Annotated in this window: 20 protein-coding genes; 13 read left to right on the forward strand and 7 right to left on the reverse strand. The window is 62.4% G+C overall.

The window, feature by feature from the left end; all coding sequences use genetic code 11:
• Window positions 1-10: 10 nt before the first annotated feature.
• Window positions 11-700 carry a DUF4230 domain-containing protein gene (locus KF757_07005; protein ID MBX3322723.1) on the reverse strand — a complete coding sequence of 230 codons (690 nt, stop codon included), beginning with the start codon at window positions 698-700 and terminating at the stop codon, window positions 11-13.
• Between the two features lie 44 nt (window positions 701-744).
• On the reverse strand, window positions 745-1377 hold the full coding sequence (locus KF757_07010) for a hypothetical protein (protein ID MBX3322724.1): 633 nt from the start codon (window positions 1375-1377) through the stop codon (window positions 745-747).
• Between KF757_07010 and KF757_07015 the strand changes: the two genes are divergently transcribed.
• From KF757_07015 to KF757_07025, 3 genes are all read left to right on the forward strand, one after another.
• Window positions 1376-1648 carry a hypothetical protein gene (locus tag KF757_07015; GenBank protein ID MBX3322725.1) on the forward strand — a complete coding sequence of 91 codons (273 nt, stop codon included), beginning with the start codon at window positions 1376-1378 and terminating at the stop codon, window positions 1646-1648. The two genes, KF757_07010 and KF757_07015, sit on opposite strands and share 2 nt — an antisense overlap.
• Window positions 1649-1672: 24 nt before the next feature.
• Complete coding sequence (fliD, locus tag KF757_07020; GenBank protein ID MBX3322726.1) at window positions 1673-4558, forward strand: flagellar filament capping protein FliD; 2886 nt, start codon at window positions 1673-1675, stop codon at window positions 4556-4558.
• Between the two features lie 81 nt (window positions 4559-4639).
• Window positions 4640-5089, forward strand: coding sequence for a flagellar protein FliS (locus KF757_07025; protein ID MBX3322727.1), 450 nt, complete (start codon window positions 4640-4642; stop codon window positions 5087-5089).
• 34 nt (window positions 5090-5123) lie between these two features.
• Here KF757_07025 and KF757_07030 read toward each other — a convergent pair whose 3' ends face one another.
• Both KF757_07030 and sthA read right to left on the reverse strand, forming a co-directional pair.
• Window positions 5124-6251 (reverse strand): AAA family ATPase, encoded by a 1128-nt coding sequence (locus tag KF757_07030; GenBank protein MBX3322728.1) that lies wholly within the window; start codon window positions 6249-6251, stop codon window positions 5124-5126.
• 45 nt (window positions 6252-6296) lie between these two features.
• Complete coding sequence (sthA, locus tag KF757_07035; GenBank protein MBX3322729.1) at window positions 6297-7709, reverse strand: Si-specific NAD(P)(+) transhydrogenase; 1413 nt, start codon at window positions 7707-7709, stop codon at window positions 6297-6299.
• Window positions 7710-7819: 110 nt separating this feature from the next.
• Here sthA and alaS point away from each other — a divergent pair, with 110 nt between their 5' ends.
• The 10 genes from alaS (at window position 7820) to KF757_07085 (ending at window position 16221) form a co-directional block, all read left to right on the forward strand.
• On the forward strand, window positions 7820-10690 hold the full coding sequence (gene alaS / locus KF757_07040) for an alanine--tRNA ligase (protein ID MBX3322730.1): 2871 nt from the start codon (window positions 7820-7822) through the stop codon (window positions 10688-10690).
• Window positions 10691-10729: 39 nt separating this feature from the next.
• On the forward strand, window positions 10730-10987 hold the full coding sequence (locus KF757_07045; GenBank protein MBX3322731.1) for an AtpZ/AtpI family protein: 258 nt from the start codon (window positions 10730-10732) through the stop codon (window positions 10985-10987).
• An 80-nt stretch (window positions 10988-11067) separates the two neighbouring features.
• Window positions 11068-11391: a hypothetical protein gene (locus tag KF757_07050; protein ID MBX3322732.1), complete on the forward strand. Its 324-nt coding sequence runs from the start codon at window positions 11068-11070 to the stop codon at window positions 11389-11391.
• A gap of 176 nt (window positions 11392-11567) precedes the next feature.
• Window positions 11568-12023: a hypothetical protein gene (locus tag KF757_07055; GenBank protein ID MBX3322733.1), complete on the forward strand. Its 456-nt coding sequence runs from the start codon at window positions 11568-11570 to the stop codon at window positions 12021-12023.
• Complete coding sequence (gene atpB, locus KF757_07060; protein ID MBX3322734.1) at window positions 12016-12969, forward strand: F0F1 ATP synthase subunit A; 954 nt, start codon at window positions 12016-12018, stop codon at window positions 12967-12969. The genes KF757_07055 and atpB overlap by 8 nt, the downstream gene beginning before the upstream one ends.
• A 217-nt stretch (window positions 12970-13186) precedes the next feature.
• Complete coding sequence (atpE, locus tag KF757_07065) at window positions 13187-13426, forward strand: ATP synthase F0 subunit C (GenBank protein ID MBX3322735.1); 240 nt, start codon at window positions 13187-13189, stop codon at window positions 13424-13426.
• A gap of 97 nt (window positions 13427-13523) precedes the next feature.
• Window positions 13524-14129 carry a F0F1 ATP synthase subunit B gene (gene atpF, locus KF757_07070; GenBank protein MBX3322736.1) on the forward strand — a complete coding sequence of 202 codons (606 nt, stop codon included), beginning with the start codon at window positions 13524-13526 and terminating at the stop codon, window positions 14127-14129.
• 35 nt (window positions 14130-14164) lie between these two features.
• Window positions 14165-14791, forward strand: coding sequence for an ATP synthase F1 subunit delta (atpH, locus tag KF757_07075; protein ID MBX3322737.1), 627 nt, complete (start codon window positions 14165-14167; stop codon window positions 14789-14791).
• 3 nt (window positions 14792-14794) lie between these two features.
• The gene (locus tag KF757_07080; protein ID MBX3322738.1) at window positions 14795-16003 is read left to right on the forward strand and encodes a phosphoglycerate kinase; all 1209 of its coding nucleotides are present in this window, start codon (window positions 14795-14797) and stop codon (window positions 16001-16003) included.
• Window positions 16004-16050: 47 nt separating this feature from the next.
• Entirely contained in the window at window positions 16051-16221 is a 171-nt protein-coding gene (locus tag KF757_07085; GenBank protein ID MBX3322739.1) for a hypothetical protein, read from the forward strand.
• On the opposite strand, the gene KF757_07090 is transcribed toward KF757_07085, so the two are convergent.
• From KF757_07090 to KF757_07100, 3 genes are all read right to left on the reverse strand, one after another.
• A complete protein-coding gene (locus tag KF757_07090) occupies window positions 16218-17573 on the reverse strand; it encodes a DUF1552 domain-containing protein (GenBank protein MBX3322740.1) in 1356 nt (451 codons plus the stop codon). The two genes, KF757_07085 and KF757_07090, sit on opposite strands and share 4 nt — an antisense overlap.
• On the reverse strand, window positions 17570-19945 hold the full coding sequence (locus KF757_07095; GenBank protein MBX3322741.1) for a DUF1592 domain-containing protein: 2376 nt from the start codon (window positions 19943-19945) through the stop codon (window positions 17570-17572). Before KF757_07095 ends, KF757_07090 begins: the two co-directional genes overlap by 4 nt.
• Window positions 19946-20065: 120 nt before the next feature.
• Window positions 20066-20680, reverse strand: a complete 615-nt coding sequence (locus KF757_07100; GenBank protein MBX3322742.1) for a response regulator transcription factor — start codon at window positions 20678-20680, stop codon at window positions 20066-20068.
• Window positions 20681-20797 lie beyond the last annotated feature (117 nt).

Below are 20797 nucleotides of genomic sequence, written 5' to 3' on the forward strand. Positions count from 1 at the left end.
CCGCTTTCCATCATGCACTGAGCGCCAGCACGGGCTTGAGTGGCTCGCGACGTGGCGCATCTGGCGCGGGTCCGGGCTGCGCTTCTTCATGCCAGACCCATTCGACGTGGACATTGAAAAGCCCGAGCAGTGCTGCCAGATGTCGCTCGATCGTCTCGCGCGCCTGATTGGTGTACTTATCTTCGTGCAGATCGTACAGCCGCGATGCCTGCTGCTGTGCGTCGCGCATCAGTTGAGCCTGACGGTCCGCATTCATTGAAATCACTTCGAGCAAGCCAAGCATGCGACCCTGCTGAATGTCGTACGGGGTGACATCGACCAGCCGGAGCGAACCTTCGATCGGAGGCAAGTGCACGCGATAACGATCGGGCGCGAGTTGCACGACATCGGCTCCGCGCACAGCTGCAAGATCGACGCTGTACTGCTTCTCGAAATGGAAGATCATGGCAAGTTTTGCCTGACTCAGCAGAATCGGAGGACACCACGACCACCCCGATCGGGCAGTCGCAATCTCCTTGGCGAAGACTTCAAGCCCGACGAGTTTGCCAACCGAGCGCACACGTTCAGCGATCGTGCGAGTCTCCGTGCTTGTGCGCGCTCTGCGCCCGACGAACAAACGCAGCACAAGCCACGCGCATAGAACGCCAACAGCAAATGTTCCGAAAAGGACCAGAGCGACGAAGAGCGTCGTGAGCAGCATGAAAGGTTGTTGGGAGAGAGGCCAGTTGCGTTTCTCACCGGCACTCAGCGCTTGGCAGCGTCGGCTTGCGTCTTTGTGCGCTCAAAAGCGGTGATCAGCAAATGTCCGCTAACTGAAAGCAGGGCAATAGAAATGATGCCGATCACGAAAAGCGCTGACATGCGAACAATTTCCGCACCGCCTTCTCGCGTGTCGAGCAGGAATCCGAGTTTGCGGAACCAAAACGCCACACCGAGCATGAACACCGGAAGTCCGAACGCGAGGCCCAACGCGATTCTCTTGAACTCGGCAGGCCTGCGGAGCAGAACCGCCAAAGCACCGAGACCGGCGATCAAGACCCCGAGCACCACCCGAATCAGGACCACAGGCAAGACAAACTTTCCCAGCGAGGTTGTGGCAAGATTGGTTGAAAAATCGAGCGAGCCAAGAACGCTTGCTCCGAGAATGCAGCCCCCGATCGAAGCAGCGGCGATTCCGAATCCACGGTCGAATCGCCCGGTGCTGGAGATCAGACCGACGATTCCAGCCAGGAGAAGAACGAGTTCGAAACTGAGTCCCCCCCAGATCGGGGTTCCGATCGCAAACAGCGCGACTCCAAGGCCTGCGAGGGCGGTCAGGGTCATCACCGCACTGGCAAGTGCTACGAGTACTCGGATGAATTGAGGAGTCGGAGGCATGATGGGTCGCTCAGGTTATCGGCGAGATCGACTGTTTACGTTAGGAGGCGACATGGGGTTCGTGCACGACCGGGTGAAACGCTATCGGACGTATGCAACGCGCAAGAACGCGCGCGACCGACCGGTCGAAGTGGTCATGGGTGCGCAGGGAAGACCCAAGCCGAACCGTCACAAGAGATTGGCCGATGAAGGAGTTACGCGATGGCGCATCGGTTGGGTGTTTAACCTTCAGACCTGGCTCGTTTTTGCGCGGCACGCTGTTTGTGGTTGAATCAGAGCAGGGAGGCTCCACGGCATGAGCGGTATCACATCCGGCATCGGCCTGTTCAGCGGCATCGATACACAGAGTCTGATCGAGCAGTTGCTCTCGGTTGCGGCGCGGCCTCGGGCGCTTGCCGAGCAGCGACTTGTACAGTTGCAGGTTCGGCAATCGGCGTTTCTTGCGATCAACTCTTCGCTCGGTGCGCTCAAGACCGCGGCTTCGACGTTTCGATCGAGCTCGATCTTCGACACCAAGGGCGTGTCAGTATCGGACCCGACGATTCTGACCGCGTCGGCGGACAAGAACGCAGTGCCCGGAAGCTACAACTTTCTGGTCGATCGTCTCGTCTCGACACAGCAGTTGCTCTCGCGCGGATTCGCGGATCTGAATACATCGGGCCTCAACGCAGGGTCGTGGTCGTTCGAGTCGAGCGAGGCCAGGCTTGATCGCGATGTGGCGCTTGCCGCACTCAATGGCGGTGCTGGCGTCAGTCGCGGGAAGATCGTAGTCCGCGACAGCAATGGCGATTCGGCAACGGTCGATCTGTCGCGTGCAGGAACGGTCAATGAAGTGCTCGATGCGATCAACGGCGCAAGCGGCATCAATGTGACCGCGAACGTGCGCGACGGACGGTTCGTGATTGACGGCGCAGTTTCGGTGACCAGTTCGCCGGGGTTTACGACGGCGGCATCGCTCGGGCTCAACTCGGGCACAGCGACGATGGAAGGCAGCACGCTGGTCGGCGGATCGGTCTACGCCATGGGCGTGAACACAGCGCTGAGCGCGCTCAACGACGGCAATGGCGTGAACTTCGGCGTGGATGTCGGCGAATCGCGCTACGACTTCATCATCAATGTCGATATGGACGGAGCAGGAGGCGATGGACCGATCGCGGTGCGTGTCAACATCGGCTCGATCTGGGAAATGACCGACGACGGGCTCAAGGAATCTGCGACGCGCGTAACAACGGTCGGGGGCGTGGTGGATCGCATCAACGCGGCGCTCGAGGCTGCGACGGGAGTCACGGGCGTCTCGGCGTCGATCGATCCGGCCAATGGGCGCATCGTCATTGGCGCGGGTGCTGGAGTCGATATCACGGTCGAAGAAAAAACAACCGGAGCGTCGGGTCAGGCGTCCACAGCACGCGACCTTGGATTGCTCGGTTCGGGAACCGGCGGCGTCAATGGCCAGCGTGTGCTAGCGGGCATGAACACGACGCTTCTGCGCAACCTCAATGGAGGCACAGGCCTCGGCGGGGACGAACTCGACTTCACGCTGCGTTCGGGTGCATCGCTCTCGATCAGCGGGCTCTCGGCAGCGACAACGGTTTCGGAGCTGATGAATCTCATCAACAATGACACGACCAATGCCGGACGCATTGTGGCTTCGCTCAACTCGAACGGAACCGGTCTGACACTGACGGATACCACCGGCGGCAGCGGCAACCTGATCATCGGCGGCTCGGCGGCCGAGAGTCTTGGGGTCGAGACGGATGTCGCGGGCGTGGCTGCGAGTTCTGTGCGCGGTGCGAATCTGCAGCATCGGTACATGAGCGAATCGACGCTGCTGACTTCGCTCAATGGCGGCAAGGGCATCGGCACCGGCAAGTTCCGCATCACTGACGCTTCAGGGAGCATCGCGGAAATCAACATTGATTCGGGCGCCTTCACGCTCGGGCATGTGATCAAGCGCATCAACGATGCCGGTATCGGAGTCAAGGCTCGCATCAATGAAACCGGCGACGGAATCATGATCGAAGAGAAGGTTGCCGATGGCGCGGCACACGGAGCGGTCAAGATCAAGATCGAGGATGTGAGCGGGTCTATCGCCAGAAATCTGCGCCTTGCGGGCGAGGCCAAGGACACAGGGAGCGACAACCTGATCAATGGCTCGTTCGAGACGACCATCGAGTTCGATGCGACTGCAACGCTGAGTGATATCGTCAAGAAAATCAACGATTCGGGCGCGGGTGTGCGGGCGAGTGTCATCAGCGACGGAACAGGCGTAAACCCATACCGCCTGAGCCTGTCGTCGACGCAGAGCGGCACGACGGGCCGATTCATCCTTGATTCGGGTGCATTTGATCTGGGGCTCGACACACTCGACAAGGGCGAAGACGCGCGAGTGTTCTTTGGTTCGAGCGATCCGGCCAAGGGAGTGCTACTGACAAGCAGCACGAACGCTCTCGACGGCGTGGTAACGGGCGTGACGATCAACCTCAAGAGCGCGTCGGAAACGCCCGTCACGATCAACGTGACCCAGGACACCGATGCGATCGAGTCGCGTGTGACGCAGATGGTTGATGCGTTCAACACGGTGATCTCGCGTATCGCCACACAGACACGCTATGTGCAGGAGACCAGGGAGCGCGGGCCTCTGCTGGGCGATGGCACGGCCATTTCGCTGCGCAATGCTCTGTTTAATGAAATACTCGGCAAAAATCGAGGCTTCGGTGGAACCTTCGATGACCTGACAGATGTGGGCATCTCGGTCGGGAGCGGGGGCAAACTTCAGTTTGACAAGGCGACCTTCCGAGCGGCGATGGAGCAGGATGCGGCGGCTGTCAAGGATCTGTTCACACGCCGCGTCATCGAAGCCGACGGCAACTCGATCGACCTGGGTGATGGCATTACGGGGCGAGATCCGGACGCTGCGCCGATATATTCGGAACTTGGCGTCATCCCCCGGATCGAGCAGTTCATCGATACATACATCAGCTCGATCGATGGCGTGCTGACGCGCAAAAACACGTCGCTCAACTCGCAGATTGCGCTTCAGCGAGGCCGCATCACGAGTATCAACAAGGGCTTGGAAAGCAAGCGGCAGATTCTGCTCAGGCAGTTTATAGCGATGGAGCAGGCGATCGGACAGTTACAGAGCCAGCAAGGGTCACTGGGCGCGATTCAGCGGATCGGCTGATGGAAGTCAAGACCGAGCCGTTGTAGGACGATAGTCAAGGCGATGGAGAACAGTGCACAGGTTTATCTGAGGACTCGGGTCATGTCGGCGGCGCCGGAGGAACTTCGGCTGATGCTGCTCGATGGCGCGATGAAATTCACGCTGCAAGCGATCGAAGGTCTCAAGCAGAAGAACTTCGAGATGTCGTTCAACGGGTTTTCGCAGGGGCGCGCGATTGTGCTCGAACTGGCGACGGGCATCAAGGAGGATGCCGACCCGGAACTGGCCGAGCGCGTGCGGTCAATCTTCCTGTTCATCTATCGCGAGCTCATGGACGCGAGTTTTGCCAAGGATGCTGCCAAAGCGGAAAAAGCACTGGAACTGCTGACCTATGAGCGTGAGACGTGGGTGCTGGCGATGCAGCGTGCAGCGGCCGAGCGTGGGCAAAGCGTGCCAGGACGTTCGGCGGAACACAATGCGGGGCGTGCCGATGTGGGGAGCGCTGTGAACAAGACTCCAACCCCGGCTCGCAGTTTCAGCGCTCAGGGCTAGCAACCAGGTTGCATTGAGCAGGGTTGCATCGAGATCAACCAAGCGTAACGGTCAGGTCGGCTGCCAGGGCATCGAAGGCGAGCGATGGCTGAACGTTTGAAGCAAGTTCGCGCTCGGTCTGCTCGATGCGCATGATGGCCATGGAAGCCCAATCAGCGGTTGCCGCATCTCGCAGTTGAGGCCTGATGCGCTGGCTGAGGATGCTCAGCACGTTGCGTGCGGCGACACGATTCGCGGCTTCTTTGCTGCGGTTGGGGCGGGCATCGGCCCATGCGGTGGCGTAGTTTTGAATTAGTTGATTGGCGATCGGTCCGAGGTTGAAGATCGAGCCGCCGGGCTTGAGTTCACGCAGGATCGGCGCGAGCGTCTGATGCCATTGATACATGCCGCTGTCGAGGGCTTCGACAAGTCGGCCGGGCGAACCCTGTGCAAAATCGAGCATCCATGCGTGGCCTTCGGCGGGCACTTGCAGGTTCTGGCGACGGATGCACTCTTTCATCTCGGCATCGGTCAACGCGCGAAAGCCGACACGCTGCGAGCGACTTCGGACGGTTGGGAGCAGGCGGTCCTCGCTTGTTGTGAGCAGAATGATGACTGTGCCCACGGGCGGTTCTTCGAGCGTCTTGAGCAGCGCGTTCTGAACCGGTGCGTTCGAGAGACTGCGATCGAGCAGTTCGGCCTCGTCGACGATGAAGACTTTGGACGCAAGGGCGCTGCTTGCGATCATCGCGGCCCGATGCGCCGGTTCGAGCAGGGAGTCCCGAATGACATCGATCGGAAAGGACGCGAGTTTGCGGCTGCGGACGTTGGCGTCGTGGTGGTACTGCGCCAGTTCCTTGCGGATGATGTGCAGATCGGGGTGCGCCCCGGCAGCCAGTCGCTGCTGCGTCGGACTGTCCGGATCCGGCTCGATGACGCCCGAGAGCGTCGGAGCGGTGGAATCGTCCATCAAGGCTGCGGCAAAGGCGAGTGCGGTGGTGAACTTTCCGACTCCTCGCGGGCCATGAAAGATCCACGCGTGATGAATGTTCCCAGAAGCGAGGACTGATTGAAGCAGATCGACAGCCTGAGTCTGCCCGATGATGTCGTCCCATCGCGGAATGGGCGGCAGGCGGAGTTCAGGGGGAATAGCAGCAGGTTCGTCGAATGCTTTGCGGGCCACGATTGAGGGTAGGAGGAGTGCGGCTGATGCGTCACAGCGTCGGTCTCAGACCCCGCGGAGCTTGTTGAGACCATTGAGCGCGGCGACCTTGTAGCACTCGGCCAGAGTCGGGTAGTTGAAGACTGCGTTGACGAAGTACTCGACGGTGGCGTTGAAGGCGATGGCCGCCTGACCGATATGAATGAGTTCGGTCGCGCCGGTACCGATGGCGTGGACGCCGAGAATCTGATGAGTTTCCTGATGGATGAGCATCTTGAGCATGCCGGTGAGGTCGCCCAGCAACTGCCCGCGTGCGATCTCGGAGTATTGGGCGATGCCGGACTCATACGGAATCCCCTCGGCTGTGAGACGTTCTTCGGTCCAGCCGACCATCGAGATCTCGGGAATCGCGTACACGCCGTACGGGATCTGCTCCGGGACGTTGGTGCAGGCGGTATGGAACATGTGGCACGCGGCGATGCGTCCCTGCTCCATCGAGGTCGAGGCCAGCGCGGGGAAACCGATCACATCGCCGCACGCATAGATGTGCGGCACCGCGGTCTGGAGATGTTCATTGACGGCCAGGCGACCGCGAGAATCCGACGAGAGACCGATTTTCTCGAGGTCAAGCCCATCGGTTGCCCCCTGCCTCCCGACGCAATACAGGAGACAATCGGCGCGGAGCACCTTGTCGCTTTCGAGCACGGCCTCGACCAGACGGTTGTTGACCGACCGCGCGCCCGATTGCGGCGCGACAGTGCCGATCGACACGACTTTTTCACCCAGGCGCAGCGTCATGCCGCTGCGTCGCAGGTGATATTGCAGGGCTTCGGAGATCTCGGCGTCCACAAAATCAAGCAGGCGATTGCGCCCTTCAACGAGCGTGACCTTGACCCCAAGCGCCGCGAGCATCGAGGCGTACTCCGTCCCGATCACTCCCCCACCGACGACCAGCAGCGAGTGCGGAAGGAACGGGAGCGAGAGCAGTTCATCGGACGTGATGATGTTGGCGCCGTCAAACTCGATATCGTCCGGTTTGGCGGGATGCGAACCGACGGCGATGATGAAATGGTCGGCCTCGATGCGCGCGATGCCCGACTCGCTGACCGCTTCGATGACATGCGGCTCGACGAAGCGTGCGCTGCCGTGAAACAGGTTGATCCCGTTCGAGCGAAAGTGCCGTTCGATCATCTCGACTTCGGTCAGGATGACCTTGCGGCACGAGGCGATGAGTTCGGTAAACGAGCGGTTGCGTGCGGCGGCGAAGTCGCGTTCGAGCGGGGTGGCCGAGGCGTGTCCGATCATGTGCAGGATTGCCTCGCGCAGGGCTTTGGAAGGGATGGTGCCCGTGTTGACCGTGACGCCGCCGACGACTTCGCGTTTTTCGATGACGCAGACGGACTTTCCGAGTTTGGAGGCCTGAATGGCGCCCTTCTGCCCGGCCGGGCCGCTGCCGATGACGCAGAGGTCGTATCGCATGGAGGAGTTTCCTGTCATGAAGTGAATCCTACCGACCAGTGTCGCGCGGTGCTCGGGTGGTGGAGAAACGCCCTCCTACAATCGAAGCCACACCGCTCTGAGAGGCTGCAATGACCCATGTGAGTGCGTCCACGATTCGCCAGACCTTTATCGACTTCTTCCGCGCCAGGGGCCACAGTTTCGTGCCCTCGTCGCCGACGGTCCCGCACGATGACCCGACGCTGCTGTTTGCCAATGCGGGCATGAACCAGTTCAAGCCGATCTTTCTGGGGCAGGTGGACCCATCGAGCCCCCTTGCCAGCCTCAAGCGGGCGGTCAACAGCCAGAAGTGCATCCGCGCCGGCGGCAAGCACAACGACCTCGAAGACGTCGGCAAGGACACCTATCACCACACGTTCTTCGAGATGCTCGGCAACTGGTCGTTTGGCGACTATTTCAAGGTCGAATCCATCGACTGGGCGTGGGAACTGCTGACCAAGGTCTTTGGCCTGCCCGCCGATCGGCTGTATGCGACCTACTTCGGCGGCGACGAGAAGCAGGGCCTCGCGCCCGACGAGGAAGCACGCCAGCTCTGGCTGCGCTATCTGCCCGACGATCATGTCCTGCCCGGCAACATGAAGGACAACTTCTGGGAGATGGGCGAGACCGGGCCCTGCGGGCCGTGCAGCGAGATTCACTTCGACCGCATCGGCGGGCGCAACGCCCGGGCGTTTGTCAACAGGGACGACCCGAACGTCATCGAGATCTGGAACCTCGTGTTCATTCAGTTCGATCGGCAGGCCGATGCGTCGCTCCGGCCTCTGCCGGCCAGGCATGTCGATACGGGCATGGGGCTCGAGCGGCTCGTGAGCATCCTGCAGGCCAAGAGTTCGAACTACGACACCGATGTGTTCATGCCGATCTTCGCCGCCATCGAGCGCACCACCGGCGACGCGCGCGGCTATCACGGCAGACTCGGCAAGGATGACATCGGCGAACATGACATGGCCTATCGCGTGATCGCCGATCACATCCGCACGCTCACGTTTGCGCTGACCGATGGTGCGATCCCGAGCAACGAGGGACGCGGGTATGTGCTGCGGCGCATCCTGCGTCGGGCCGTGCGCTACGGGCGGCAGAAACTCGGTGCCAAGACCGGCTTCCTGTCGCAACTCGTGCCGACGGTCGTCGAGACGATGGGCGATGCCTTCCCCGAACTGCGCCGCGACCCCAAAGGCGTGGCCGCGCTGATCTACGAAGAGGAAGAGAGTTTCGGCAAGACGCTCGATCGCGGGATCGGGCTCTTTGAAGAGATCGCCGCCTCGGCCTCGGGCACGATCGCGGGCACTGACGCCTTCAAGTTGTACGACACCTTCGGCTTCCCGCTCGATCTGACGCAGCTCATGGCGGCCGAGCGCGGGATGTCGGTCGATGTCGAGGGGTTCGAGGCGTGCATGGCCGAGCAGAAGGCCCGCAGCCGCGCGGGCGGCAAGGCCGGCAGCAACGACGAAATAGCGCTCGACACCGACGCCATCGCCCGGCTCCAACATCTGCGCGTGCGCCCGACCGACGACTCACACAAGTTTCACGCCCGCGACATCCGCGCGACGGTGCGCGCGATCTGGAACGGACAGAACTTCGACGAACACACCGGCACGCGCGCGACCCAGCGCGTCGCCATCATCCTCGACAAGACCAACTTCTACGCCGAGATGGGCGGGCAGGTGTGCGACCACGGCCGCATGCTCGTCAGCCGCGAGGCCCGCACCGGCGGCAGCAGCCACGGCGGGGAGTTCAAGGTCGAAGAAGTCCGCTCGCTGGGCGGGTACGTGCTGCACATCGGGCACATCAAGCGCGGCGAACTGCGTGTCGGCGACGATGTGCACCTGCACATCGAGAATCAGCGTCGCCAGCAGATCTCGGCCAACCACACCGCGACGCACCTGCTCAACTTTGCCCTGCGCAAGGTCCTCGGGGCCACAGTCGATCAGAAGGGCTCGCTGGTCGCGCCCGATCGCCTGCGGTTCGACTTCAACTCGAATCGCCCGGTCGAGCCTGGCGAACTGGCCGAGGTCGAACGTCTCGTGCGTGATGCGATCGCGCGCGACCTGCCGGTGCACGCCGACCTGGGGCCGCTGATGGTCGCGCGCGGCATCACCGGCCTGCGCGCGGTCTTCGGCGAGACGTACCCCGATCCGGTCCGCATCATCAGCATCGGCGCGCCGGTGACCGATCTGCTCGATTCGCCCGAGAAGCCCGACTGGGCTGCGCTGAGCGTCGAACTGTGCGGCGGGACGCACCTGGCGCGCACGGGCCAGGCGGGCGCGTTCGCGCTGGTGAGTGAAGAAGGCATCGCCAAGGGTGTGCGGCGCATCACCGCGCTGACCGGTGCGGCCGCGACGGCGGCTTCGACAGAAAGTGACGCGCTGGCCGCGCGCATCGCAGCGGTCGAGCCGCTGCGCGGAGCAGCGCTGGCAGCGGCCGTCACGGAAGTCGGCGCGGCGATCGACGCGGCCACGCTGCCTGCGGCGCGCAAGCACGAGCTGCGCTCGAGCCTGGCGTCGCTGGCTGAGCGCGTCAAGGCTGAGCACAAGGCCCAGAGCGCATCGCGCGCCAGCGAGGCCAGCGGCATGGCGCGGCAGATTGCCGAGATGGCAGCGGGCTCGATGGACCCGATCATCATCGCGGCGCTCGAGCTGGGATCCGATCGCGACGCGCTGACCGCCGCGATGAACACGATCCGCCAGCGCGCCCCGACCATCGGCATCATGCTGCTCAGCGCCGACCACGAAGCGGGCAAGGTGTCGGTCATGGCCACTGTCCCAAAAACCCTCATCGCCAAGGGTCTCAAGGCCGGCGACTGGGTGCGCGAGGTGGTCGGGGTTCTGGGCGGCAAGGGCGGAGGCAGCCCCGAGATGGCCCAGGGGGCCGGGCCCGAGATCGGCAAACTGCGCGACGCCGCGAGCCACGCGCGCTCGTGCGCCTTTACAGCGCTGTCATAAAACGCGCAGCACGCGCGGCTGGCAGAAACGGAGCTCGCGATGGGCAGCAGGATCCCCAGGTCGGACATGTCGAGCCTCGGCCGGGCGTGGGCGGTGGGCATGGACCTGGTGATCTATGTCATTGCGGGCGGGCTGCTCGGGTTCGGGCTTGATCTGCTGTTCAAGACGCGGCCGTGGCTGATGATCGTTGTTGCTCTGCTCGGCCTGGCGTCGGGGATGCTGCGGTTCATCCGCGAGGCGATGGTGCTCAACCGCGAAGTGACACGCAAAGCCGAGCGAGAGCGCGACGCGCGCTGAGCGGCCGGGCACCGCACGGGCGAACCTTCGCGCGGGTCCGAAGCGTTTATTGACGGTGCCAGGGCTGAGCCGCGCAATTTTTGCCCGCGGCGGCACTCCTCAAGAGGCCTCTGGCACTCCTCAAGAGGCCTCTCGCGCTCTTCGAGAGGCCTCTGGAACTCCTCAAGAGGCCTCTCGCGCTCTTCAAGAGGCCTCTGGAACTCCTCAAGAGGCCTCTCGCGCTCTTCGAGAGGCCTCTTGCGCTCTTCAAGAGGCCTCTTGCGCTCTTCAAGAGGCCTACGGAACTCTTCAAGAGGCCTCCGGCACTGTCCCGCAGCACATCCCGGCAGCACCGCACCGCCCACAAACTGCCCTGCCCCGGCCCGTGGCCCTGTTGCCCGGCGGTCGGCGGCCGCAGTTCCTGACCGCAACGTTCAAGGACCTGTTTTTTCGCGTGCTGCAGACTCGCCGAACAGGCCGCAAGCCGCTATTCTTCTCGTCCCGCAGGCAGGGGTGCGCGGGGGCAGGAGCGGATTGCTTTCTGTCGCGTTCTGTTCGGGGTCTGGCGGCCGCACTGGCCGCATCGGAGCGACTTGGGGATATGGCTTCGCTGCTCACTGCGCCTGTGGTCAGACTCCCGCTGCGATCGGCGATCGCGTGGTCGGCCGCGCCCGGACTCTTCGCAGCTGTCGCCATAGCGATCGTCTTCAGCCTGATCCACGGCCAGAGCGGACTCGTCGGGGTCGCGCTGGCAGCCGCAGGCGTCACGGTCGGAGCCGCCGCCGGATGGGGTGTGCTCGCGGTCGGCGGCGCAAGCGCGCGATCGGCCGGAGCGTGGAGCCTCATCATTGTCTATGCTCAGGCCGCCCGCATGATGATGGCGCTGGTCATCGGCGGAGGTCTGTTCTTTCTGTTGCGCCCCGCACCAGCCGCGTTCTGGGCGACGCTGCTGGCGATGTTGCTGGCGATGCTCGCGGTTGAATCCGCGTGCTCGATCAGGTGGATCCGGGCCGCAAGCCCCAAGCCGGAGTCTGGAGTGAGGAACGTTCATGCCTGACGCATTTTCGGCCGTGGTCGCTGGCCTGACGCTGGGTGCCTCGAACCCGCTCGACCACGTGCTCAATCACAAGTGGATCGAAGTCAACGGGTGGATCGTGTGGTCGGCCATTCAGACCAACCTGGTCCTGACTGTCATCATCATGCTGGTGCTCGGTTCGTGGATCGCAAAGCAGATCGCCACAGGCCCCCAGAGCGACGGGCACGATCGGTTTGTCACGCGCAATCCATTCGCGCACATGGTCGAGGTCATCTGCGTGTACCTGCGCGACAAGGTGGTTCGGCCGCTGCTGCACGAACGCACAGACGCGTTCATGCCGTTCCTCTGGACTGTCTTCTTCTTCATCCTCATCAACAACCTGCTCGGGCTGATCCCGATTCTCGACCTGATCACGCTCTTCGCCCCAGACATGGTGCAGGGCGAACACAAGGCCCCGGTCGGCGGCACCGCCACGCAGCACCTCTGGGTCACCGGTGCCCTCGCGCTGGTCGCCGGCGTCGTGATCAACATCGCCGGGCTCAAGGCGCTCGGGCCGGTCGAGTTCGTCAAGCACCTGACCGGCGGCGTGCCGTTCAAGCCAATGTACCTGCCGGTGATCGCGATCGTGTTTGCGATCGAAGTCGCGGGCATTTTCATCAAGCCGATCGCGCTGGCCATTCGTCTGTTTGCCAACATGACGGCCGGGCACACGCTGCTGGCCACTCTGGCGATGTTTGTCGGGCTGGCCTTCGCTGCCAATACGCTGCTGGTGACCGTGCCGATCACGGCGGTCTCGGCAGCCGGGATGATTGCGATCTATTTCCTGGAGATCTTCGTCGGGTTCCTTCAGGCGTTCGTGTTCATGTTCCTCACGACGGTGTTCATCAGCCTGCTCTCGCACCACGGCGAACACGCTGAAGATCACGCTCACGACCATCACGGGCATCATGACGTTGCGCACGCGTAGGGTGCGTGCGAGAAGTTGAAGAGTTTTGGCCTCGGGCTTCGGCGGGGAGCCCGATCGGCAAGTACAGGGGGTCAATGGAGACCCACCGATGTCCCCGCCGAGAACCGGGCCCACGAAGGGCCGAGCGAAGAAAGGAATGATTCACACCATGACGAACCTGATGAAGAATGCAGTTCTGGCTGCGGGGATGCTGGCGGTATTCGGCCCGACCATGGCGATGGCGCAGGACGGCGCGGTCGAAGGCATCGGCAAGGGCCTCGGCGCCGTCGGCGCAGGCCTGGCCGTGATCGGTGGCGCGCTGGGCATCGGCCTGGTCGGCAAAGGTGCGGTCGAATCCATCGCCCGCCAGCCCGAAGCCACAGGCCCCATCGGCACCAACATGATTCTGGCAGCCGCCCTGATCGAAGGTGCGACGCTCTTCGCCGTCGTCGTCGGCCTGCTGACCATGGTCCTCTGATCGAACTTCCCCCGTCCGTGGCTGAAAGGCAACGGACGGACTTGGTGCCTCGAACGTAGAGCGGGCATGACACCTCGCGCCCGAGATGGAGATCGTGATGAATCGTGTGCTCTCGCTGCTGACTGTGTTGATCGTGATGTTCGTGTCGATGGCGACGGTGCCGGCCTCTGCTGCGCCCGAGGGCGAGAAGCACCCTCCGGCCGTGCTCCCCGACGCCAAGGGCGGCATCGCGCCCGCCGTCACCACACTGATCGCGTTCGCGATCGTGTTCTTCTTCCTGTACGCCAAGGTCTGGCCCAAGATCACCAAGGGCCTCGAAGAGCGCTCGGCCAAGATCCGCGAAGAGATCGCCGCCGCCGAAGCCGCCCGCAAGCAGGCCAAGATGGCGCTGGACGATTACGAAGCCAGCCTCTCCGAAGCCCGCGCCGAAGCCCAGAAGATGCTCGAAGAAACCAAGGCCCAGCAGGTCGCGCTGGCGGCCGAACTTCGCGCCAAGGCCGATGTCGAACTCAACGCGATGCGCGACCGTGCCAAGCGCGACATCGAAGCAGCCAAACGTACAGCCCTCAACGAGATCTACGCCCAGTCGGTGTCGCTCTCGACAACCATGGCCTCGAAGATCCTCGGGCGCGCGATCACTCCCAGCGACCAGCAGAAACTGATCGAAGATTCGCTCGCCGAGATGCAGGCCCGGAGCAACTGACCGCACGCTGGTGACACCACCAACCTGGAGACTTCATGCCTCTGATCGAGTCACAACCCGACGCGCTGGCAACCATGTATGCCCGGAGCCTTTTTGAACTGGCGCTCGAACATGGCGGACAAAGCCTCGCCGAGTCAATCGCCGGACAGATCGAAGACATCATCGAACTGGCAAGGCAGGATCGGACGTTCAGCGAGTTCCTCGCGTCGCGCGTGCTGCCGATGAAGGCTCGCGACAAGTCGATCGACCGCATCTTCAACGGGCACGTTCACCCGCTCGTGCTCAACTTCCTGCGCCTGCTCAACCGCAAGGGCCGCCTGAGCCATCTCCCCCCGATCGGAGCCGCACTCGACGCGATTCTTCAGGCCCACTTCGGGCGCGTCGAGGTTGATGTCTTCACCGCTGCACCGATCGAAGAGCGGCAACTGAACCTCATCCGCGACCGCCTGGCCGTCGTGCTCGGCCGCCAGCCGGTCCTGCATGCCTACACCGAGGCATCGATGATCGGGGGCATGAAACTACGCATCGGCGACCAGTTGATCGACGCTTCGATCGCCTCGCGTCTGAGGCTGATGCAGGAGAGGCTGACCAATCGAGGCGGAGCCAAGATCCGCGGCCTCGGAGCCGACCTGATCGAGGGCTCTGGCCACCAGGAGGGGTAAAACATGTCAAAGAAGAGCGTGACCTCGGTCGACGTCGCCGGCAAGCGTGTCCTGATTCGAGTCGATTTCAATGTCCCGATCGAAGGCGGACGCATCACCGATGACCGCCGCATCGCAGCCGCATTGCCCACGATCCGCAACGTCATCGACCGCGGCGGGCGCGCGATTCTCATGAGCCATCTTGGCCGGCCCGAGGGCCAAGGCTACGAATCGAAGTATTCACTCAAGCCCGTAGCCGAGAAACTCGCCGCGCTGCTCGGCAAGCCCGTTGCCTTCCCGTCAAGCGACTGCACCGACGCCGCCAGCGAGCAAGCCGTCGCCGCCATGAACAATGGCGATGTCCTGCTGCTCGAAAACCTCCGCTTCCACGCTGGCGAGAAGAACGGTGATGCAACCTTCGGTGCCCGCATCGCATCGTTCGGCGATGTGTACGTCAATGACGCCTTCGGAACCTGCCATCGCCTCGACGCCTCGATGGTCGCCGTGCCCGAAGCCATGAGCCCCGGCAGCCCGCGTGTGACTGGACTGCTCGTCGAAATGGAAATCAAGTTCCTGTCTGGCGCGCTGGCTGCTCCTGCCAAGCCCTTCGTCGTGGTCCTTGGCGGGGCGAAAGTCTCGGACAAAATGGGCGCGATCGAGAATCTGCTTCCCAAAGCCGACGCGGTCCTGATCGGCGGAGCCATGGCCTACACCTTCCTCAAGGCCCTCGGGCGCGAAGTCGGCACCAGCCGCATCGAAACCGACCGCCTCGGCGATGCCAAGCGAGCCATTGACCTGGCCGCCCGCGAGAACGTCGATCTGCACCTGCCTGTCGATCACATCTGCTCGACCGCATTCGCCGAGAACGCCGGCAACATCGAAGTCTTCGACGACAACATCAAGCCCGGGTTCATGGGGCTGGACATCGGACCCAAGACTCAGATGCAGTTCGGCTCGATCCTGACCAAGGCAAAGACCATCGTCTGGAACGGCCCGATGGGCGTGTTCGAGTGGCGCCCCTTCCGCGTTGGCACCCGCGCCGTCGCCACCGCTGTCGCCGAAGCAACCGACGCCGGTGCGACCAGCATCGTCGGTGGCGGAGACACAGCCGCCGCGGTCGAAGCCTTCAAACTCGCCGATCGCATGAGCCATGTCTCGACCGGAGGCGGCGCCAGTCTCGAAATGCTCGAAGGCCGCCCATTCGCCGCCGTCGAACTCCTCGACCGCGCCTGATGAGTTCCCAGCCATCGGACCTGTACGTTCTGGTATAATCCCGTCGTATGGGCGGACCAAGCTTTGACATGCTGCTGGTCATCCTCGGGCTCGTGGGTGTGCTGCTGATCATTCCCGCGATCATGCTCGTCGTACTCGTGCTCGCCAAACGGCACACGCCCAAAAAAACCGGCTCGCGCCGCGACTCGCGCCCCCGCAACAATCGCAAACGCCGCTAGGCCGTCAGCCCTCCCAGTGGCCCCGTCGAGTCGCCGAAACTCTCGACCTCGCACCCCATCCGATCCAGCATCGACATATACAGATTGCACAGCGGCGTCTCTCGCTTGAACCCGACCACCCGCCCCGTGTCAATCGTCCCGCCCCCTCGCCCGGCAAGTATGATCGGCAGGTCTTCATGGTTATGCCGATTACCATCGCTGATGCCACAGCCGAAAAGAATCATCGAGTTGTCCAGCAGCGTCCCTTCCCCCTCGGGCGTCTGCGAAAGTTTCGCGATGAAGTGCCCGAATCGCTCGACATAGAACCGATCGATGCGCCGAATCTTCTCGATCATCTCCTCGTTATTCTGATGGTGCGAGAGATGGTGGTGCCCCTCGTTGATGCCGATCTCAGGCAGCGTGCGGTTCGAGCCATCCACACCGAGCATGAATGTGCTGATGCGCGTGACATCCATCTGAAAGGCCAGCAGCATCATGTCATACATCAGATCAATATGCTCGCCAAATCGGCGTGGAATCCCCATCGGCGCCGCGACATCCGGCATCGCCACCTCGCCCGATTCAGCCCTCGCCCGCTCGACACGCTGCTCGATCTCTCGCACCGATGATTGAAACTGATCGAGCTTTCTTCGATCATTCACGCCGAGCGAGCCTTCGAGCCTCTTCGCATCATCGAGCACAAAATCCAGAATGCTCTGCCGTCGGCTCAATCTCGCTTCGCGCGCCGAAGCCTCGCTGGCGTCCCCGAACAGCCTCTCGAAAACCGCTGCAGGATCGATCAACTTCGGGACCGGCGTGTCCTCGGCTCGCCACGAGATATTCGACGTGTACGCACACGAATACCCCGAATCGCAGTTGCCCGCTGCCGGTCCGTTCTCGCATCCGATCTCGATCGAGGGCAGCCGTGTTCGCTCCCCAATCTGCCTCGCAGCAAACTGATCGACGCTCACGCCAATGCGAATATCGTTGCCCGCGGTCTTGCGAGCCTGATGCCCGGTCAGGAACGACGCACTCGAACGCGCATGATCGCCAGGCCCATCGCCATTGGCACGCGCCTTGTCAAGCGTCAGACCAGTCAGGACATTGATATGCTCGCGCACGCCCGCCAGAGGTTCGAGCGTTGGCGAGAGCATGAATTCGCGCCCGGCACCCTTGGGCGCCCAATGCGCATAGTTCACACCATTGGGCATGAAAATGCACGCCATGCGCACAGGAGCCGCAGCCGGTGTACCCGTCGCACCCACCGCCGCTCGCGCGCTGCGCCCCAGCCCACCCATCGCTTCGAGATACGGCAGCGCCATCGTGACGCCCAAGCCTCGCAACACCGTTCGACGTGAAATGCCGTTATTCATGGTGCCTGCTCCCTTCCTCGACACGAGCCAAATGTCTCACTCAACACCACCGCCTCGATGATCGCGCCCAGCGTGTCGCCCGACGCACGCGCCTGGCGCGCAATCTGCCGAACTGCGGGTCGATCAAAAGGCTCAAGCCCGCGACCGATCGCATACATCAGCACCGTCCCGCTCAGATTCTCGATGAACTGCTCATCACGTTCGAGCAGAATCCGCTTCAGATCCGCTGCGCCATCGATCCTGACCCCGCCGGGCAGCGTCCCGCTCGCGTCGATCGGCCTGTCCTCGTCGTGCGTGCGCCAGCGCCCGATCGCGTCGAAATTCTCGAACGCCAGCCCCAGCGGGTCGAGCCGATTGTGGCAGACCGCGCACGTCGGATTGGCAACATGCGCCGCCAGTTGTTCACGCAGACCCGGACCCGCAGCCGCAAGGGCCGCCTGTTCGAGCGGCGGAATGTCGGCGGGAGGCGGAGGTGGCGGCATGCCCAGAATCTGATCCAGCACATACAACCCACGCTTGACCGGGCTCGTCCGTGTCGGATTGCTCGTGACCGTCAGCACCGCACCCATCGTCAGCACGCCCCCTCGCTGCGAAGTTGCGCCGAGTTCGACACGCCGCATCTCGCGCCCCTCGACGCCCTCGATCCCGTACAGCGCAGCGAGCCGATCGTTGACAAATACCATGTCCGAGTCGATGAAGTTCAGCACGCTCCGATCATGCTTCAACACATCGGCAAAGAACATGGTCGCTTCTGACTTCATAGCCGAACGCAACTCGTCGTCAAACTCCGGAAACCGACTCGTATCCATCGCCATCTCGTCGAGCGACCGCAGATGCAGCCACTGCCCGGCAAAGTTCTCGCAGAACACACTCGACTTCGAATCCGCCAGCATTCGGCGTACCTGACTTCGCAGCGTATCGTCTTCCAACAGCGAGCCATCGATGGCCGCTGCCATCAACTCCTCGTCAGGCATGCTGCTCCAGAGAAAGTACGACAACCGACTCGCCAGTTCAGTGCCCGTCAGGCGATGCACATGCGACACATTATCAGCGTCAGGATTGTCCACCGCACGATACAAAAAGTGCGGCGAAACAAGGCAAGCCGTCAACGCGAGCCGCACCGCCGACTCAAACCCTTCGCCGCCCGCACGCGACTGCTCATACAGCGACATCAGTGCTTGCACATCGTCCGCCGTCGCAGGCCTGCGATACGCGCGCGTCGCAAACGCCAGGAGAATTGCTCTCGCACGCTCCGCTTCATCCTCGATCGCGCGATGCGGCCCAAAGATCGAACGCCACGCCTGAGGCCTCTGCGTCGTCTCCTCATCCAGAGGCCCCGCCACAGTGATCCACTCGATCGCAAGATTCCGGTCCGCGACGTTGGGCACCCAATAGTCGTTCGTGAAGAAACCCGACACTGTTCGCAAGCCGCCACGAACCCGCACACGCATCGAAACTTCCTCAGGCTCCGCTTGCGTGCCCGAGATCGAAAACGCACCCACTTCGCGTCCGTCAACACGCACACTCAGCCTCGCGTGCTCGTCGCCCGCTTTTGTCTCCCACGCGCTCAGGCGAATCTCGTACTCGCCCGTGGCGCCAAACTCATGCGTCCCCTGCACCGCCCCGTTCGAAAACAACAAGAATCCGCCTTGCCGTTGAGGCTGACCGTTGGCCGTGCCTCGCAAAGGTCGCACGGGCACTGGCTTGCTGCCAATCTCCACGATTCGACCCAGTGCGAGATCAATCGCACGCTCCGAGGCTTCGAGATACTGCTCGATCGCGAGCGGCGAAACGCTCAGCACGTCCGCGATGTTGTCGAGCCCATACCCGGTGTCGTCACGCGGCAATCTGGCTGCCAGATCAACCTCGCCCGGGTCGATCCCCAGCAGATCGCGCAGCGTGTTTCGATACTCTGTTCGATTCAGGCGATGAATCGTGAACCATCCAGGATCGATCTTGGCATCCGGCGGAATATACGCCAGTGCGTCATCGAGCCATTGCACCACGATCAGCCTCTCATGGCTGCTCGGTTCCTCTTCATCCGCCGGCGGCATCTCATGCGTGCTCACCATCTCTCGCACCATCGCAAGATCGCCCGATGACGCCAGAATGTCCTTGATCGTGCGCACTGCGCTCAGGTCGACGCCGCCCTTGGACTTAGCACCCGAGTGACAGGAAACGCAGTACGCTTCAAGAATCGGCCCGACGTCTTCAGCCAGACGCCTCTCAAGTTCAATCGCCTGAATGTCCGGCTGTGCGATCGGCTCCGCCCGGTTCTCAGGCGACCACCACGCCAGGCCGAGCATTACCCCCCCACTGGCGATCAGCATGCACACCATCGCCCCGGCCCAAAGTCCGGAAATACCTGACATTCCCAGGAAATCGCGAGGCGCAACCACAACATCAGACGACCGCATGCAATCGTGATCGGCTTGCTTCACACGACCAGACTACAGAATCATGGGCTGTTCGTCAAGATTCCCGCAAGATCTTCAGGGCGTCACCAGCCCGACGCGAATCGCAAAACGCACCAGATGCGCCCGATCCCGTACCCCAATCTTGTCCATGATCGAACCCCGATGAGCATCAACCGTCTTGGGACTGCGGAAGATGACCTCGGCAATCTGAAGCCGTGACTGCCCCTCGCCAATCAGCCTCAAAACCTCGATCTCGCGTGGCGTCAATCGGGCAAGGGCTGCATGATCGTCTGACAGAATGTGCCCGTTGTGCGTCAGCCCATCGGCCGACACTGGCACATTCGACATGGCGGGCAAAGGCACCGTTGCACGCCCCCGGATAGACCGAATGAGCGACTCGAGAGGTTCAGACTTGGTCACAACCTGCGATGCCCCGGCATTGAGCAACGAATCATTGGTGAACCTGTCCTCACTCGAAGTACACACCACAATCCGAAGCGATGGGAGTAGTTCGGAGACTTCCTCCATCAGATCAATGATGTCCGACTCCATTGAGTGAAGGTCGATGGCCAACACATCCGGCTTCAACTCGACAGCCGCGTCGATCATGCTCTCAAATGCTGTCGGTTCACCCACAATGCGCATGTCCGGCTCTTGCGCCAGACACCGCCGAAGGCAATCCAAGATCATCCGGTGTGCCCCCGCAAACATTACACACAATACCGGTGCCATCGGCTGCACCCCCACTTCGTGGGGCTCAACCGCCTAAATCCGTCTTCTTCCCCAGAAGTAGACCAGATCAGGAAA

Source organism: Phycisphaeraceae bacterium (assembly GCA_019636795.1).
Classification (GTDB): Bacteria; Planctomycetota; Phycisphaerae; order Phycisphaerales; family UBA1924; genus JAHBWW01.

What these genes read in the sequence shown, in the direction of transcription:
- KF757_07005 (MBX3322723.1), bottom strand. Translation starts at nt 700, where the DNA reads ATGCTGCTCACGACGCTCTTCGTCGCTCTGGTCCTTTTCGGAACATTT.
- KF757_07015 (MBX3322725.1), top strand. Translation starts at nt 1,376, where the DNA reads ATGATGGGTCGCTCAGGTTATCGGCGAGATCGACTGTTTACGTTAGGA.
- KF757_07010 (MBX3322724.1), bottom strand. Translation starts at nt 1,377, where the DNA reads ATGCCTCCGACTCCTCAATTCATCCGAGTACTCGTAGCACTTGCCAGT.
- fliD (MBX3322726.1), top strand. Translation starts at nt 1,673, where the DNA reads ATGAGCGGTATCACATCCGGCATCGGCCTGTTCAGCGGCATCGATACA.
- KF757_07025 (MBX3322727.1), top strand. Translation starts at nt 4,640, where the DNA reads ATGTCGGCGGCGCCGGAGGAACTTCGGCTGATGCTGCTCGATGGCGCG.
- sthA (MBX3322729.1), bottom strand. Translation starts at nt 7,709, where the DNA reads ATGCGATACGACCTCTGCGTCATCGGCAGCGGCCCGGCCGGGCAGAAG.
- alaS (MBX3322730.1), top strand. Translation starts at nt 7,820, where the DNA reads ATGACCCATGTGAGTGCGTCCACGATTCGCCAGACCTTTATCGACTTC.
- KF757_07045 (MBX3322731.1), top strand. Translation starts at nt 10,730, where the DNA reads ATGGGCAGCAGGATCCCCAGGTCGGACATGTCGAGCCTCGGCCGGGCG.
- KF757_07055 (MBX3322733.1), top strand. Translation starts at nt 11,568, where the DNA reads ATGGCTTCGCTGCTCACTGCGCCTGTGGTCAGACTCCCGCTGCGATCG.
- atpB (MBX3322734.1), top strand. Translation starts at nt 12,016, where the DNA reads ATGCCTGACGCATTTTCGGCCGTGGTCGCTGGCCTGACGCTGGGTGCC.
- atpE (MBX3322735.1), top strand. Translation starts at nt 13,187, where the DNA reads ATGGCGCAGGACGGCGCGGTCGAAGGCATCGGCAAGGGCCTCGGCGCC.
- atpF (MBX3322736.1), top strand. Translation starts at nt 13,524, where the DNA reads ATGAATCGTGTGCTCTCGCTGCTGACTGTGTTGATCGTGATGTTCGTG.
- atpH (MBX3322737.1), top strand. Translation starts at nt 14,165, where the DNA reads ATGCCTCTGATCGAGTCACAACCCGACGCGCTGGCAACCATGTATGCC.
- KF757_07080 (MBX3322738.1), top strand. Translation starts at nt 14,795, where the DNA reads ATGTCAAAGAAGAGCGTGACCTCGGTCGACGTCGCCGGCAAGCGTGTC.
- KF757_07085 (MBX3322739.1), top strand. Translation starts at nt 16,051, where the DNA reads ATGGGCGGACCAAGCTTTGACATGCTGCTGGTCATCCTCGGGCTCGTG.
- KF757_07090 (MBX3322740.1), bottom strand. Translation starts at nt 17,573, where the DNA reads ATGAATAACGGCATTTCACGTCGAACGGTGTTGCGAGGCTTGGGCGTC.
- KF757_07095 (MBX3322741.1), bottom strand. Translation starts at nt 19,945, where the DNA reads ATGTCAGGTATTTCCGGACTTTGGGCCGGGGCGATGGTGTGCATGCTG.
- KF757_07100 (MBX3322742.1), bottom strand. Translation starts at nt 20,680, where the DNA reads ATGATCTTGGATTGCCTTCGGCGGTGTCTGGCGCAAGAGCCGGACATG.